A 15829-nucleotide genomic window follows, 5' to 3' on the forward strand; every position below is an offset into this window, starting at 1 on the left:
AAATGTCTATTTTTACTAATTATCATAATGATCGAAATTTAATATGAGTACGGTACATTTATTTAACGACAGTGAAAACTCAAATGAAAATCTGCTAGGGGATCTTTCAAAAACTATCAATATTAATTCTTTACTGGAGATTCCGTTTAAAGAACGTGATGAAAAATGGGTAGCAGAATTTTTAGACAACATAGGTGAGTCAACCTTCCAGCTGGCAGCATCAGAACTAATCATAGGTCCTGATGGATATCCTTATTTTCAATTAGAAAATGCACCGAAAGATCAAAATTTTCAAGCTTTTGTGATCAAACATAAATTGAAATCATTCCTTCTCAAAAAAGGTATGGGGCTTGCTATTAATACGCATCAAGAGCAACCAGACTGGATCTTCTCATATGGTGACCTAGTCAACTATTCCTTAAATAATGAATTCTATTCTGATGATTCTATTTTTTCAAAAAAAACGGAAGAGGCTCACATTGATAAAGATGAAAAAATCTTAGTGGGACAACCTTCAGAAACAATTCTACCAAAAGACTTACGCCATAATTTGAGAGAATACTTAGTAAACATGGGGATCAAAGAACCCAAAATTATGTTGATAGCAAGAAATTATGATGATGAAACTTTGGTAAGTCAGGATTTAGTTTTTAATATTACACCAGCTATGTTTCAGACTGAGCAAGATTTTAAACAAATTATGGCATCTATATCTTGGTTTTTACCGAGGCATTATTCCTACATGGGTATAGACGAGCAAACAGTTGAAAATGGTTTTATGCCTTTATAATGATGAAAATCAAATATATATTGCCGATCGGCTTATTAGCACTGTCTGCTGCCTGTGCTACACAGCATCATTCAAAAAATCAAAATAAGAACGAGTGGATCAGTCTGTTCAACGGAAGAAATCTTGATAATTGGATTGTGAAAATACACCATCATGATGTTGATGTAAACTTTGCCAATACCTTCCGCGTAAAAGACGGTGTAATACAAGTCAATTACGATGGCTATGGTGATTTTAATGAGCAATATGGACATCTTTATTATAAAACGCCCTATTCAGATTATCACGTTAAGCTAGAATATCGATTCTATGGAGATTTACAAAGGGTGCACCATCCTATACCTTACGGAACAGCGGACTTATGTTTCATTCACAAGATCCAAGAACGATGCCTAAAGAGCAGGATTGGCCAATCTCAGTTGAAATGCAATTTTTAGGAGGGTTAAGCGATGGAAACCCGAGACCAACCGGCAATATGTGTTCTCCAGGAACAGATATCGTCTATAAAGGAAAAAAATTGGAATCACATTGTCTAGAATCAACCTCTAAAACATATGATGGAGATCAATGGGTCAAAGCAGAATTGATCGTACATGGTGATTCATTGATAACACATATCATTAATGGGGATACTGTCCTTCAATATAGCCAGCCAACGATAGGTGGCGGAGTGGCAAATAGGTATGACCCAAGAATAAAAATTGATGGCAAAAAGCTAAAACAAGGATTTATAGCCTTGCAAAGTGAAGGTCAGCCTGTGGAATTCAAAAATATTTATCTTAAAGATTTATCAAAAAAATAAAATAATAGCACATGTTTCCTTTTAATGTAAGAGTATATGGAATTTTGATTAATGATGATAATGAAGTACTCATCAGCGATGAGAAAACTGAAAATGTATCGTTCACCAAATTTCCTGGAGGTGGTTTAGAATACGGAGAAGGACTTATTGATGCCCTAAAAAGAGAATATCAAGAAGAATGCAACTTTGATATTGAAATCTTATCACACATCTATACAACTGATTTTTATGAAAAATCAAGCTTTAATGACAGTCAGATTATTTCAATATATTATTTAATCAAAAACAGCACCCCCATTCAGATCCGAACCACAAAAAAAGAATTTGACTTTGAAGGCCAGGAATATGAAGATGGTAAAGCGCAATCTTTTAGATGGGTAAAAATAGAAAACTTGAAAGAAATTAATCTAACATTCAAAACCGACCAAATGGCATGGAATATTTTTTATAAGGATATAAAATAAATTTGTATTTATAAAAAAAACATTAAATTTACGTATACCAATAAAAAAATTACCTTTTATAGAAGGAACCTAATAAGTTATTTTGTTAAGACTATTCCAGATTTAAAAAAGTAAAACTTTGGTATACTGAATTTTGCAAATTCCTAGTTCTATAGGTATTTTAATAGTTAGTGTGATTTTATGGCGATACTCCCGGTATCGCCTATTTTGTTTTAATAAAAGTCCAGACACTTAAGTGCAGGAACTTACATTGCTTCAAAAATTATATTGAAAATATATACTTTTATACAGGATCTCTACGCATTTATAATCAAATCACTAAAACTAAAAGAGGCTCTAAACGAAAAATAGAACCTCTTGTGAAAAGTTCGTGCTATAAATCGTTTAGACAAAATAAGCCAAAAGCAATACAATAATAATACAAACAATAATAATAATCTTAGTGACTCCTGAATTATTATCATCGCTCTTAAAGTGATAATCTCTTTTACTTGGTAACATATGTAACTCCTTTCTTTAATTGATGCATAAATTATATTAATTCCACAATTATTCATGATGATAAGGCTCACCTTTTAAAATTGAAAATGCGCGATAGGTCTGCTCAACAAAAAACAAACGAATCATCTGATGCGAAAATGTCATCTTTGATAATGATATTTTCTGATTAGCACGCTGATAAATCTGATCATCAAAACCATAAGGCCCTCCTATAACAAAGATAAGATGCTGCGTACTCTGAATCATATTCTTTTCCAAATAAGAAGCAAATTCCAAAGAACGATACTCCTTCCCAAACTCATCCAGTAAAACAACAGTATCCAAAGAATTAATATGTTTCAGCAAAGTTGTGCTTCCTTTTCCTTTTGTTGTTCTTTCGTTAGATTTTTACTATTCTTGATATCTGGAATAACTACGAGATTGAAGGTTATATAAAACTTTAATCGTTTCAAGTATTTTTCAATTCCTTCAATCAAATACTTATCATCTGTCTTCCCAATGCACAACAAAGTTATTTTCATAAATCATTCTCTTTCTACAAAAATGACTTATTTTTTGATTATTTTGTAATAAAAGTTCCAATTATTAAACAAGCGAAATATTAACTTTGTTTAATATGCTAGATTTGGAACAGTTAAAGCTACCCTATTTCTATCGAAATCCTAACACCTGCTGCCAAATCGACTCACAAGTAAATGATGCATCAATCTGTATCCTATTTTTCAGACATCGGATTATGACCAAATCCTCTCCCCTAATAAAAAACTAGCACATCAATCAAATAATCATCTTGATCACAAACAGTTCCATATGATCTCCTTTTCTAATTCCTATTTAGATCTGAGCAATTACTTTTTTAAGAATAGTGATTCTTAATACACATCATATTGTTTGCAAAAAACAGTGTTCTTCTAGACAAAGGTTGTTTTTTGATTGTTTAATCATAAAATATTGACTTTAACTAAACAATCTAAGTTGGCTTTGTGTTTAAGCTTTTAGACTTAAAAAAATGAAATATGAATAAAATAAAACTTTTATTGTTTGCAGCCATCTTTCTAATAATTAACAAAGGTCAGGCACAAGTTGATTCGACAAAGAATTGGACCATACATGGAGAGAACACATTTCTGATTAACCAAAGTTCATTCTCGAATTGGGCTGCCGGGGGAGTCAATTCTTTCGCAGGCAACATAATCTTAAATTATGACTTCAATTATAAAAAAGAAAAATGGTCCTGGGATAATAAAGTAATTGCAGCTTATGGTCAAACTTTTCAAAAGGAAACAGATTGGAGAAAAAATGACGACCGATTATCTTTAAACAGTTTATTGGGTTACCAAGCTAAAGAACATTGGCTGTACACCTTTTTTCTTAATTTTAACACCCAATTTGCCAAGGGTTATGATTATACATCCGCAAATAAAAAATTGCTATCAGAGGCCTTTGCTCCTGCCTATTTAAGCTTTGGTCCCGGTATAGCTTATAAAAAATCAGATAATTTAAAATTTAACTTGTCTCCCGCAGCCGTTCGCTTTGTTATTGTTAAGAATGATAGCCTAGCGCCAAATTATGGACTGGATCCTGGAAAAAATACACGCGTAGAATTTGGTGCTTCATTTGATGCCTATTATAAAACACAAATTATGGAGAATGTTACTTTTGAAAATATCCTAAAACTTTATTCCAACTATTTAGAGAAGCCACAAAATGTAGATATTGACTATACGGCCAATCTAAATATGAAGGTGAACAAATGGATTACAGTAAATGCAGGTGTACAGTTAATATATGATGATAACACCAAACTTCCTAAAATAGAAAATGGAGTTCAAGTAGGCAAAAAATCTGATCTACAAGTGAAACAAATACTAGGAGCTGGTATTACTTACAAATTCTAATAATGTAAAAAAGCCTTGTTCTTAGTAAAGAACAAGGCTTCCAAATAACTATATAAGTTTTAATATTTTAGCTTAACCTTTCTAAAAACAAAATGCCAAAGCCAAATAGGACCTACGGAAATTAATGTCCAAAATTCACCTAATGAAATAGCTTTATTCTCTTTAGACTTACCCCACCATAATGCAGCTAAAGAAACTGCTGTAATCACTCCAGAAACAAGTAATACACTTGGTCCACCATCCCGCTCAATATATTCGAGTTGCACAATAAAATAACTCATTATGCCTATACATAGTAAAACAGCATAAGATAGTGTTGGAGAAAGCTTTAAATAATAATAGATAAGCACGGCAATAAAAAATGAACCCCAGTTCAGAAAAGTATGCCATCCCAATTTAACCAAAAAATCAAATTGAGGAAATGGAATCATCCAAATCAGTCCCATTAAACCAAAAAAGAATAACGGTAAAAAAATAATTTGAAAAATTCGATTCGTAGGATTCTGAAAATTTGCATTTAAATTCTCAAAATATTGATCAACTGGTCTTTTTACTTCTTGAACGGGCGGTTGCTTTTTCTTCATCTGATCTGCGTTATAGTTGCTATGCAATATGAACTGCAAAAATACTAAAAATAAAAGTTGAAAGTAAGGCGAAATAGCGATTAAAAACAAAAAAAGCCAGTCTCTAAATAAAACTGCTCTGTTGAAAACCGAATATAATGCCAATAATACATCTTAATCACTAAATAGGATCAAAAAGAAATCTAAAACACTTATTTTCATTACGGTACAAATATTCAAAAATTACTTAAGAGACAGCTTTTCTTATTAGAGACTAGATAGCAAGGGATGATATTTTCACGCTCAGAAGCAAAAATATCTTAACATATGCTTTATGCCAGGATGTTCTCTATTTAAGTTTAGAGTGACTACAATACATAAAAGACAATGGAACCTTGGACCTTTCGACACGATAAATGTAGAAATCATTTTGCGTAAACGCAGTAAAGCAAAGCACAATGGCTTATTGATTTCTCCCTCCCGCCTACATATATCACAATATGGCGGACTGACTATGCGCCTTTAGTCAATCATGATGCGCAAAGGCAATAAAGCAATGCGCTATGGCTTATTGATTTCTCCCTCCCGCCTACATATATCGCAATATGGCGGACTGTCTATGCGCCTTTAGTCAATCATGATGCGCAAAGGCAATAAAGCAACGCGCTATGGCCGATTGGTTTATCTCCATAGCCATAGTATCGTGCATTATGGCGATACATTTCGATACTCTGGGTAGTTCATATTGCGACACGGCATATTGAAAATTCTGGATGGTCTTTAAGTATCGCTACGTAACATGCTTTTAAGATAACCCTATTTAACTATTAAGAATAAACTATTTACAAACAAGTAACGTTGCAATACTATTTAGCCCCCTGTTAAAACCCAAAGTACTCCTCGCAGAAACTCTCTGCACCTACGGAAAGTGTTATTTTTACTCGAATCTTTTCATAATCATCTTTGGGAGCTTATTTTTCAGTCAAGCGAAACGAAAAATCCATGTAACAACTTTGCTTTGCAGTATGGTGAAATAAAATAAACAGAAGGATTTGTGCGCAAACTATACCGCGATAAGATCAATCACATGCTCCTGCTTTCCATGTTACGTAGAATAATGAGCTACTTTGAATATATAACAGTAAAAACATCCTCTTAACAGCTCAAATCATTAAAAAAACTAAGGCTGTCTCAAATAAATGAGACAGCCTTAGTTTTAAGCTATATTTTTAAAATCTCGTTTTATTTCGCGTAGGCGACAGAACGGATTTCACGAATAACAGTTACTTTAATTTGACCTGGATAAGTCATCTCAGTCTGAATTCGGTTTGAAATATCAGCGGCTAGAATCTCAGCCTGTGCATCAGATATCTTTTCACTTTCAACAATAACACGTAATTCACGACCGGCTTGTATAGCGAAAGTCTTTTCAACGCCTGGATAAGATAATGCTAGATCTTCTAACTCCTTTAGTCGTTTGATATAACTCTCCACGACTTCACGGCGAGCCCCAGGACGAGCTCCTGAAATAGCATCACAAGCTTGTACAATTGGTGAAATCATTGCCGTCATTTCAACTTCATCATGGTGAGCACCGATAGCATTACAAACATCAGGATGTTCTTTATACTTTTCAGCCAGTTGCATTCCCAAAATAGCATGTGGCAATTCTGGATTATCATCAGGCACTTTACCAATATCATGTAAAAGACCAGCACGTTTTGCATGCTTAACGTTTAACCCCAACTCTGCTGCCATTGTAGCTGCAAAATTTGCAACCTCACGGGAGTGCTGTAACAAGTTCTGTCCATAAGAAGAACGGTAACGCATACGACCGACCATACGGATCAATTCCGGGTGTAAACCGTGAATACCAAGATCAATAGCTGTACGTTCACCTATTTCAACAATTTCGTCTTCTATCTGTGTACGTGTCTTTGCAACTACCTCCTCAATACGCGCAGGGTGGATACGTCCATCTGTCACAAGACGGTGCAAAGCCAAACGAGCGATTTCACGACGAACAGGATCGAATCCCGATAAAATAATTGCTTCAGGGGTATCATCAACAATGATCTCAACACCAGTAGCCGCTTCTAATGCACGAATATTACGTCCCTCACGTCCAATAATACGGCCCTTGATTTCATCATTCTCAATATTGAAAATAGAAACCGTGTTCTCAATAGCAGATTCTGTAGCCGTACGTTGAATGGTCTGGATGACCACTTTTTTAGCTTCTTTTGTTGCTGTCAATTTAGCTTCATCAACGATATCTTTAATTTGGCTAATTGCTTGTGAACGTGCCTCTTCACGCAAAGAGTCGACCAGTTGATTTTTAGCTTCTTCCGCTGTAACTCCAGCAATACCTTCCAGTTGTTTAATCTGCTGTAGCTTTAACTGCTCAACTTCCTCAGACTTACTTTCATTTACTTCAACAAGCTTTTCAAGCTGTTACGGGTTCCATCTAATTCTTGTTTTTCGCGGTTTAAATTCTCAAGCTTCTGATTGACAGATTGTTCCTTCTGGCGTAAGGTATTTTCCTTTTGACTGATTGTATTATTTCGCTGACTGACCTCTTTTTCATGCTCTGATTTTAGCTGTAGAAACTTCTCCTTAGCTTCTAAAAGCTTTTTCTTTTTCAGATGTTCTGCTTCTTGATCTGCCTCTTTTATAATGCTTTTCACCTTTTCTTGAGCTTCTGCTGTTTGTTTACTAAACAAAAGAGCTAAAAGATAACGGCCAATTGCAATACCAACAATCAGAGAAAGTATGATATAAATTGCGATGTCCATGTAATATTAATTGTTTATATGTATTTTATTTATTTATAATTTTCAAAAAAAACCGCAATTAAATAACGGGTATCTAATATTATTAAACTTCTATATCATATGATTAGGCTATGATCATGGTCCAGATGGCTTACGCAAAATGACCTACATCTTTTTCGCCTGTAATATTGAAGCGTTAAGTTTAAAATAGTGACAACCCGAATTCAACTGCGGCAAATTCGTTTAGTAAAGCGCTATAAAGAACGATTATTTTGTAAAGAAATTAGATAATAGCTGATCCAGTTCATGAACTGATTGCTCTAAACCTTGATCTTGTGTTTGAACTTGTCGCTCAGCTTTCAACATTCCTGTTGCGTACTGAAGGACGCACATTGACAATAAATCCTGTTTATCACGAACAGTATAGCTATCTTGTAACTCTTTTACTTTTTCATTAATCAATTTCGCTGCATGGCGGATTATCTCCTCCTCTGCTGTATCAACACGTAGCGGATACACACGATCAGCGATATTTATTTTGATGGAAATCTCTCCCATTGTTATTTGAGCTTTACGTTGTATTAGTAAGTTATCCTTGTACTACACTCTTCACTTACTTCAACAAACTAATACATTTGTCTATTTCTCGCACAAAATCGTTAATTTTTTGCTTTGTGTCAAGTATTTTCTCATTAATTGCATCCTTATCGGCTTCAGAACTATCAAGAGAACGAGCAACTGCCATTGCTTTCATTTGCTCCTCCATTTGCTTATTCTTATCGCTACTCGTATTGAAAGCGACTTGAAGCGATTGAACCTCTAATTTAAGTAAATCATTTTCTTCTTGCAAGACTTCGCACATTTGAATCAAATTTTTCGTTTTCTCAACGATAATATTCATTTGTGAAGATAATGCTGCCATATACTAAATTTATACAATTAAATGTTATTATTCAAATTAACCACGCACTTCTGCGTTTACTTCTTTCTCAAAGTTAAGAATTAATTTTTGAACTATTGCGTCAATTTGTTTGTCCATTAAAGTTTTTTCCTCATCCTCGATAATAAAACTCAAAGCATATGATTTTTTGCCTGCAGGAATCTTGTCTCCCTTATAAACATCAAATACTTTAACCTCTTTTAAGAGTTTACGTTCGGTTTTATGCGCGATTGTTTCCAATTGTTTGAACGTAACTGCTTCATCGATCAACAACGATAAATCACGTTTTACAGCAGGAAACTTAGATACCTCTTTAAACTTAATAACATTTTTACGGATGATCTTCAGTATTTGATCCCAGTCAAAATCAGCAAAAAACACTTGCCCATCGACGTCAGCTTTGGATAAAGCAACATCAGATACCGCTCCGAAAGTTACTAAAGGTTTTGTACCCTTCATATAACTTAATCCGTAAGCGAAATGATCGGTAGGTGCATCTTCCAACTGAAGTCCTTCAATTTTCAATCTTTTCAAAATAAGATCGACAACCGCTTTCAGATTGTAAAAATTTACCGATTGCTTACTATTGTTCCATTGCTCAACTTCCAACTTCCACTAATAGCAATAGCCAAGTGCTGTTTCTCTCTATATCCCTCACCATCGATCGAATATGTTTTTCCAATTTCAAAAACCTTCAAATCAGAATTTCTTCTCTTTTGATTATAAGAAACTGCTGTTAAAGCTGAAAACAACATATTTTGTCGCATGGTATCCAAATCAGAACTTAATGGATTACACAAACGAACGGCGGTCGCTTCATCATTTACATAATCCAACTTCGTTAATGAATTCGAAAGAATTTCTCTAAAACCATTTGCAATAAGCAAATCTGCCAGTTGATTTAAAACAACCTCTTTATCAGGCTTTTCCGAAGTATTTAAAGATGACTTTATCTGTGGTTTCAATGCGACGTTATTGTAACCATAGATACGCAAAACCTCTTCTATCACATCCACCTCACGCGTAACATCAACACGATAAGCAGGAACTAATACATCAATACTATCTGCCGATTCTTTTTCAATACCGATACCTAAGGCAACTATAATTGATTTTATTTCCTCATTAGGTATATCCTGACCGATTAATTTACGGACATTATGGTAATTGACATTAAAAGCAAATGGATTTATAACAGCAGGATAAATATCGGTAATATTAGAAGTGATCTCACCACCAGCGATCTCTTGAATCAGAATAGCCGCCTTTTTTAATGCATTAACGGTAATATTTGGATCAGTTCCTCTTTCATATCGGAAAGAAGAATCTGTTTTCAGATGATGACGCTTTGCTGTTTTACGTACTGAAACTGCATTAAAATATGCTGACTCTAAAAATATGTTTGTAGTCGATTCTGAAACGCCTGAATTAGCACCACCAAAAACACCAGCGATGCACATTGGCTTCTCAGCATCGGCAATAACAAGATCTTCAGCAGAAAGCTTACGCTCAACACCATCTAAAGTGACAAAAATCTCATCTTGTTTCGCTTGTCTAACAGTAATTTTATTACCTGCAATCTTATCTTGATCAAAAGCATGAAGTGGCTGACCCAAGTCATGTAATATAAAATTAGTAACATCAACGATGTTATTAATGGGACGAATACCGATAACGTTTAAACGCTCCTTTAACCAATCAGGGGATTCAGTTACTTTAACACCTGAAATATTAATTCCTGAATATCTTGGACTGCCGGAATGATTTTCTACAATTACTTCTGTATTGACACCAGACCCTTCTTTAAATTTAGAAAGATCAATTTGCTTCATTTCAGATCTAAAATATGCGGCAATATCACGAGCGACACCTAAATGTGAAGCTGCATCTGCACGATTCGGAGTCAAACCAATTTCATATCGGTAGTCATCTTCGATCTGATAAAAATCTTTGACAAGTGTACCAACCTCAGCATCTGAAGGAAGTTCTACAATACCTGCATGCGAATTGCCTAAACCAACTTCATCCTCCCCGCAGAGCATTCCTTCAGAAACTTCACCACGGATTTTTGATTTATTGATCTTAAAAGGCTCACCGCTAGTTGGATGAACTGTTGAACCAACTGTCGCAACAATAACTTTCTGACCGACTGCTACATTTGGAGCTCCACAGACAATATTTAACAACTCGGGCTGACCAACATCAACCGTTGTAACTTTCAATTTATCTGCATTCGGATGTTGTTCGCATGATTTTACTTCCCCTATGACCAACCCTTCTAAACCTCCTGGTATACTTTGGACCACATCTAAAACCTCAACCTCTAATCCTACGTTAGTTAGAATCAAAGAAAGCTCTTCTGGTTTTTTATCAATATCGATATGATCTTTAAGCCACTTATATGAAATATTCATTTTAGAATCTTATTTTACGCACAAACTTAGATAAATTTGCTCTGATTCGCAATATAATTACAGTCTTATCCATGCAAATTTATCGTTTTATCTCTACCCTTGAGAGTTTATTACTACCTATAATATTAAAATTTGTATGTAAATAACCAATTCAGTTTTATAGACTGGCTCAGTTTCTATATTTAAGTAATAAAAAAAGAGAACGTATGGGCAGCTCATTTACAGCATATAAAACTTAAAATCGTAAGTACTTCAAAAATTAAAAAGAAGTTGAGATCAAGCAAAAGATGAACCGCTTAAGAGTAAAAAATATTTTTACGATTATTTAGCACTTTTCATTCCTAATAAGTCAAAGGATTAACGTAAATTTGTATTTTAATTTGAAGAACGTTCAAACTTACAGTTATAATGATTCATTTCTTTGTGAACCCAAGCGACATCGTTTACGGTGTGCAAACCCTACAAGATTTATCAACCGATGATATCTCTAAACTAAACTGGCTATTTGGAAACGCTACCAAAATCGAAAAAGCAACCTTAAACGATTATTATGTTGGTCCTCGTGCAGCTATGATTACTCCATGGAGTACCAATGCCGTAGAGATAACCCAAAACATGGGTATTCAAGGGATTATTCGAATTGAAGAATTCCATAAGGCACAAGCTGATTTTATCGATTTCGACCCAATGATTTCTCAAAAATATGAGTCATTGACACAAGAAATGTATACCATCAATATTGCTCCTGAATCTATTTTAGAAATTGAGGATATTGATGCTTATAACAAACAAGAAGGTCTTTCTTTAAATCCTGAGGAAGTTCAATATCTTTCGGACTTAGCAACAAAATTAGATCGTAAGTTAACCGACTCAGAAGTATTTGCCTTCTCTCAAGCAAATTCAGAACACTGTCGCCATAAAATATTCAACGGTACTTTTATTATCGATGGCGAAGAACAGCCGACATCGCTTTTCAAATTGATTAAGAAAACATCTGAAACAAATCCCAACGAAATCGTTTCGGCATATAAAGATAACGTAGCTTTTGTTAAAGGCCCACGGATCACCCAATTTGCACCACAATCTGCGGATAAGCCAGATTTTTACGAAGAAAAAGAATTTGACTCTGTACTTTCTGTAAAAGCAGAAACACATAATTTCCCAACTACCGTTGAACCTTTCTCAGGAGCAGCAACTGGTTCAGGAGGTGAAATTCGCGACCGTTTAGCTGGAGGACAAGGATCATTACCTTTAGCAGGAACAGCGATTTATATGACGTCTTACTCCCGCTTAGAAGAAAACCGTCCTTGGGAACAAGCGATGGAAGAACGTCCATGGTTATACCAAACTCCAATGGACATTTTAATCAAAGCTTCCAACGGTGCTTCAGATTTTGGCAATAAATTTGGACAGCCTTTAATAACAGGATCGGTCTTAACATTCGAACATGAAGAAGATGCCCGAAAATTAGGATTTGACAAAGTAATCATGCAGGCTGGTGGTATAGGCTATGGTAAATTGAACCAGGCAAAAAACATACTCCAAAAATTGGTGATAAGATCGTTATACTGGGTGGTGAAAATTACCGTATCGGTATGGGAGGAGCAGCAGTTTCTTCTGCTGATACAGGAGCTTTCGGTTCCGGTATTGAATTAAATGCAATTCAACGTTCAAATCCAGAAATGCAAAAACGTGCCGCAAATGCAGTTCGTGGAATGGTGGAATCCGATCACAATCCAATTGTATCTATTCATGATCATGGTGCAGGAGGTCACTTAAACTGCCTTTCAGAACTAGTAGAAGAAACAGGCGGCCTAATTGATTTAGATGCACTACCTGTAGGTGATCCTACCCTATCAGCAAAAGAAATTATCGGTAACGAATCTCAGGAAAGAATGGGATTGGTGATCGGTGAAAAAGATATTGACACGTTAAAACGCGTTGCCGATCGCGAACGCTCTCCAATGTACACTGTTGGCGATGTAACAGGAGATCACCGTTTCACTTTCGAATCAAAAACAACCGGTGAAAAACCAATGGATTATGCCTTAGAAGATTTCTTCGGGTCTTCTCCCAAAACAATTATGAAGGATACAACTGTCGTTAGAAATTACGCAGATGTAAATTACAGCACTGAAAATATCCCAACTTACCTAAAACAAGTGCTGCAATTAGAAGCAGTAGCCTCTAAAGATTGGTTAACCAATAAAGTTGACCGTTGTGTTGGCGGACGTGTTGCTAAACAACAATGTGTTGGTCCATTACAATTACCATTGAATAACGTGGGAGTAATGGCATTAGATTACAAAGGCAAAGAAGGTGTAGCAACTACAGTAGGTCATTCTCCCGTAGCAGCAATTATAGACCCTGCAGCGGCAAGTAGAACGGCTATTGCCGAATCATTGTCAAACTTAGTATTTGCTCCTATTAAAAATGGTCTTGCAGGTGTATCACTGTCGGCAAACTGGATGTGGGCCTGTAACAACGAGGGTGAAGATGCTCGCCTTTATAAAGCTGTCAAAGCATGTTCAGATTTTGCTTTGGAATTAGGAATCAATATCCCTACAGGAAAAGATTCACTATCGATGAAACAAAAATACCCGAACGGTGACAATGTCATCGCTCCAGGTACTTTGATCGTTTCTGCAGCTGGTAACTGTACGGATATTACAAAGGTTATAGAACCTGTGCTAAATAAAAATGCTGGTTCTATATACTATATCAATCTATCAAAAGATAGTTTCAAATTAGGCGGTTCTTCATTCGCTCAGATCTTAAACAAGATCGGTAAAGAAGTTCCAACCATTCAAGATGGAACATATTTTAAAACGGCTTTTAATACGATTCAAGATTTAATAAAAGCTGGACAAATTGAAGCTGGTCATGACATTGGTTCAGGAGGTTTAATTACGACTTTATTAGAACTGACATTTGCAGATGTAAACTTAGCTGCAAATTATGATTTATCAAGCTTAGGTGAAGCAGATACTGTAAAAGCACTATTCAATGAAAACATTGCTGTTGTTTTACAGGCAAAAGATGACGCTACATTTGAAAGTGCTTTCGCCGCTGCTGGTATTGATGCTGTTAAGATTGGAGAAGCAATCTCAGGTGCAGAAGTTTCCTTCAAAAATAATGCTGACACGTTTACTTTCAATGTTGTAGAAACTCGTGATACTTGGTATAAAACGTCTTTCCTATTAGATTCAAAACAATCTAAAAATGGAACTGCTCAAGCTCGTTATGATAATTACAAAAATCAGCCATTGAATTTTGTATTCCCAAATCACTTCACGGGGTTGAAACCTGCAATAGACGAATCAAAACCTAGACCAAAAGCAGCTATCATTCGTGAAAAGGGTTCAAATTCTGAACGCGAAATGGCAAATGCGATGTTCTTAGCGGGATTTGATGTAAAAGATGTCCACATGACTGATTTAATTTCAGGACGTGAAACACTAGAAGACATTCAATTTATTGGTGCTGTTGGGGGATTCTCGAACTCTGATGTTCTAGGTTCTGCAAAAGGTTGGGCTGGTGCATTTTTGTACAATGAAAAAGCTAAAACGGCATTAGAAAATTTCTTTAAACGTCCTGACACCATGTCGGTAGGTATTTGTAACGGTTGTCAATTGTTTATGGAATTAGAATTAATCAACCCAGAACACGGAGTTCATGGTAAATTACTTCATAATACTTCACAGAAACATGAATCTAATTTCTTATCCGTTACCGTTCAAGAAAACAACTCGATCATGTTATCAACGTTAGCTGGTACAACATTAGGGGTATGGATCTCACATGGTGAAGGTAAATTCAATTTACCTGAAGAAGAGTCACAATATAATATTGTTGCTAAGTACGCTTACGATCAGTACCCTGCAAACCCTAATGACTCTGATTATAATACAGCTATGCTTTGTGACAAAACTGGTCGTCACTTGGTAACCATGCCACATATTGAGCGCTCAACATTCCAATGGAATTGGGCAAATTATCCGAAGGATCGTCAAGATGAAGTGACACCTTGGTTAGAAGCATTTGTAAATGCCCGTACTTGGATTGAAAAAAATAAAAAATAGTTTTCTATACGGAAAAAATAAAAAAACCTCTTGCATGAATTGCAGGAGGTTTTTTTTTGAATTGATATAATCAATATTAAATCTTTCTCTCATAACCAGGTCTATTCATTAAATTATCTAATGAATATTTACCCGAACCCATAACAAGAAATAAAATAAGCAAAAGTAGAACAACAATGGACAACCATAATTCTCCATTAAGAAACTAAATCCATGCGTTAAGTTTACAAAAAATACAGCACCAAACAAGATCGGCAAAAGAACTAGACAAGCTAACCTGGTCTGGAAGCCAAAAATAATAAACATCCCACCGACAATCTGGGCAAAAACAATATAATGCACCCCTCCCCAAATATAAAATGTATAGTTAACTTGCTGCACCAAAGAACTAACCCGATCTAGATCAGCAACAAAGCTCATTCCTTTGATTAAAATTAAGAATCCTACAGCAATCCGTAGGTAATCTATCCATTGTGGATGATGCGTATCACCCCAATGCTCAATTTTGTGAATAAGGTTCATAATATTATTCCTTTCTTATTGATTTATAGCTACAACAAACCTAAATTAGTTTTGTTTTTATATAATTTTCAACAAAGAA

The 15829-nt window shown here is 35.2% G+C and carries 9 protein-coding genes and 4 pseudogenes; 6 read left to right on the forward strand and 7 right to left on the reverse strand.

Translation table 11 applies throughout. The features are described from left to right. Window positions 1-43 precede the first annotated feature (43 nt). Genes L950_RS02140 through L950_RS02150 form a run of 4 tightly spaced genes read left to right on the forward strand, consistent with a single transcriptional unit; the run spans window position 44 to window position 2056 of the window. Window positions 44-790, forward strand: a complete 747-nt coding sequence (locus tag L950_RS02140) for a hypothetical protein (protein ID WP_021191206.1) — start codon at window positions 44-46, stop codon at window positions 788-790. After that, window positions 790-1227, forward strand: coding sequence for a DUF1080 domain-containing protein (locus tag L950_RS37015; protein WP_262506946.1), 438 nt, complete (start codon window positions 790-792; stop codon window positions 1225-1227). Before L950_RS02140 ends, L950_RS37015 begins: the two co-directional genes overlap by 1 nt. Beyond that, entirely contained in the window at window positions 1152-1592 is a 441-nt protein-coding gene (locus L950_RS34850) for a DUF1080 domain-containing protein (protein WP_262506947.1), read from the forward strand. Before L950_RS37015 ends, L950_RS34850 begins: the two co-directional genes overlap by 76 nt. Before the next feature lie 11 nt (window positions 1593-1603). Further along, window positions 1604-2056, forward strand: a complete 453-nt coding sequence (locus tag L950_RS02150; protein ID WP_021191207.1) for an NUDIX domain-containing protein — start codon at window positions 1604-1606, stop codon at window positions 2054-2056. A gap of 549 nt (window positions 2057-2605) precedes the next feature. On the opposite strand, the pseudogene rlmH reads toward L950_RS02150, so the two are convergent. Continuing rightward, window positions 2606-3078: pseudogene (gene rlmH, locus L950_RS02155) on the reverse strand (23S rRNA (pseudouridine(1915)-N(3))-methyltransferase RlmH). Window positions 3079-3573: 495 nt separating this feature from the next. Between rlmH and L950_RS02160 the strand changes: the two are divergent. Next, window positions 3574-4455: a DUF3078 domain-containing protein gene (locus L950_RS02160; protein WP_021191208.1), complete on the forward strand. Its 882-nt coding sequence runs from the start codon at window positions 3574-3576 to the stop codon at window positions 4453-4455. A gap of 59 nt (window positions 4456-4514) precedes the next feature. Here the strand turns inward: L950_RS02160 and L950_RS02165 are convergent, their stop codons facing one another. The 5 genes and pseudogenes from L950_RS02165 to pheT form a co-directional block, all read right to left on the reverse strand. Beyond that, the gene (locus L950_RS02165) at window positions 4515-5039 is read right to left on the reverse strand and encodes a hypothetical protein (protein WP_031289036.1); all 525 of its coding nucleotides are present in this window, start codon (window positions 5037-5039) and stop codon (window positions 4515-4517) included. 1221 nt (window positions 5040-6260) lie between these two features. Continuing rightward, a pseudogene (rny, locus tag L950_RS02170) lies at window positions 6261-7813 on the reverse strand (ribonuclease Y). Between the two features lie 246 nt (window positions 7814-8059). Further along, a complete protein-coding gene (locus tag L950_RS02175) occupies window positions 8060-8350 on the reverse strand; it encodes a cell division protein ZapA (RefSeq protein ID WP_021191210.1) in 291 nt (96 codons plus the stop codon). 55 nt (window positions 8351-8405) lie between these two features. After that, window positions 8406-8714 carry a hypothetical protein gene (locus tag L950_RS02180; RefSeq protein WP_021191211.1) on the reverse strand — a complete coding sequence of 103 codons (309 nt, stop codon included), beginning with the start codon at window positions 8712-8714 and terminating at the stop codon, window positions 8406-8408. Between the two features lie 36 nt (window positions 8715-8750). After that, window positions 8751-11146: pseudogene (pheT, locus tag L950_RS02185) on the reverse strand (phenylalanine--tRNA ligase subunit beta). A 408-nt stretch (window positions 11147-11554) separates the two neighbouring features. Here pheT and purL point away from each other — a divergent pair. Continuing rightward, window positions 11555-15228, forward strand: a pseudogene (gene purL, locus L950_RS02190) (phosphoribosylformylglycinamidine synthase). 117 nt (window positions 15229-15345) lie between these two features. On the opposite strand, the gene L950_RS02195 reads toward purL, so the two are convergent. Continuing rightward, window positions 15346-15750: a DoxX family protein gene (locus L950_RS02195; RefSeq protein WP_231576785.1), complete on the reverse strand. Its 405-nt coding sequence runs from the start codon at window positions 15748-15750 to the stop codon at window positions 15346-15348. Between the last annotated feature and the right edge of the window lie 79 nt (window positions 15751-15829).

Origin of the sequence: Sphingobacterium sp. IITKGP-BTPF85 (genome assembly GCF_001006065.1) — a bacterium.
GTDB lineage: Bacteria > Bacteroidota > Bacteroidia > Sphingobacteriales > Sphingobacteriaceae > Sphingobacterium > Sphingobacterium anhuiense.

Bases quoted from the DNA above. Each gene is read 5' to 3' on its own strand.
- L950_RS02140 (WP_021191206.1), top strand. From the start codon at position 44: ATGAGTACGGTACATTTATTTAACGACAGTGAAAACTCAAATGAAAAT.
- L950_RS37015 (WP_262506946.1), top strand. From the start codon at position 790: ATGATGAAAATCAAATATATATTGCCGATCGGCTTATTAGCACTGTCT.
- L950_RS02165 (WP_031289036.1), bottom strand. From the start codon at position 5,039: ATGAAGAAAAAGCAACCGCCCGTTCAAGAAGTAAAAAGACCAGTTGAT.
- L950_RS02180 (WP_021191211.1), bottom strand. From the start codon at position 8,714: ATGGCAGCATTATCTTCACAAATGAATATTATCGTTGAGAAAACGAAA.
- L950_RS02160 (WP_021191208.1), top strand. From the start codon at position 3,574: ATGAATAAAATAAAACTTTTATTGTTTGCAGCCATCTTTCTAATAATT.
- L950_RS02150 (WP_021191207.1), top strand. From the start codon at position 1,604: ATGTTTCCTTTTAATGTAAGAGTATATGGAATTTTGATTAATGATGAT.
- L950_RS02195 (WP_231576785.1), bottom strand. From the start codon at position 15,750: ATGAACCTTATTCACAAAATTGAGCATTGGGGTGATACGCATCATCCA.
- L950_RS02175 (WP_021191210.1), bottom strand. From the start codon at position 8,350: ATGGGAGAGATTTCCATCAAAATAAATATCGCTGATCGTGTGTATCCG.
- L950_RS34850 (WP_262506947.1), top strand. From the start codon at position 1,152: ATGTTTCATTCACAAGATCCAAGAACGATGCCTAAAGAGCAGGATTGG.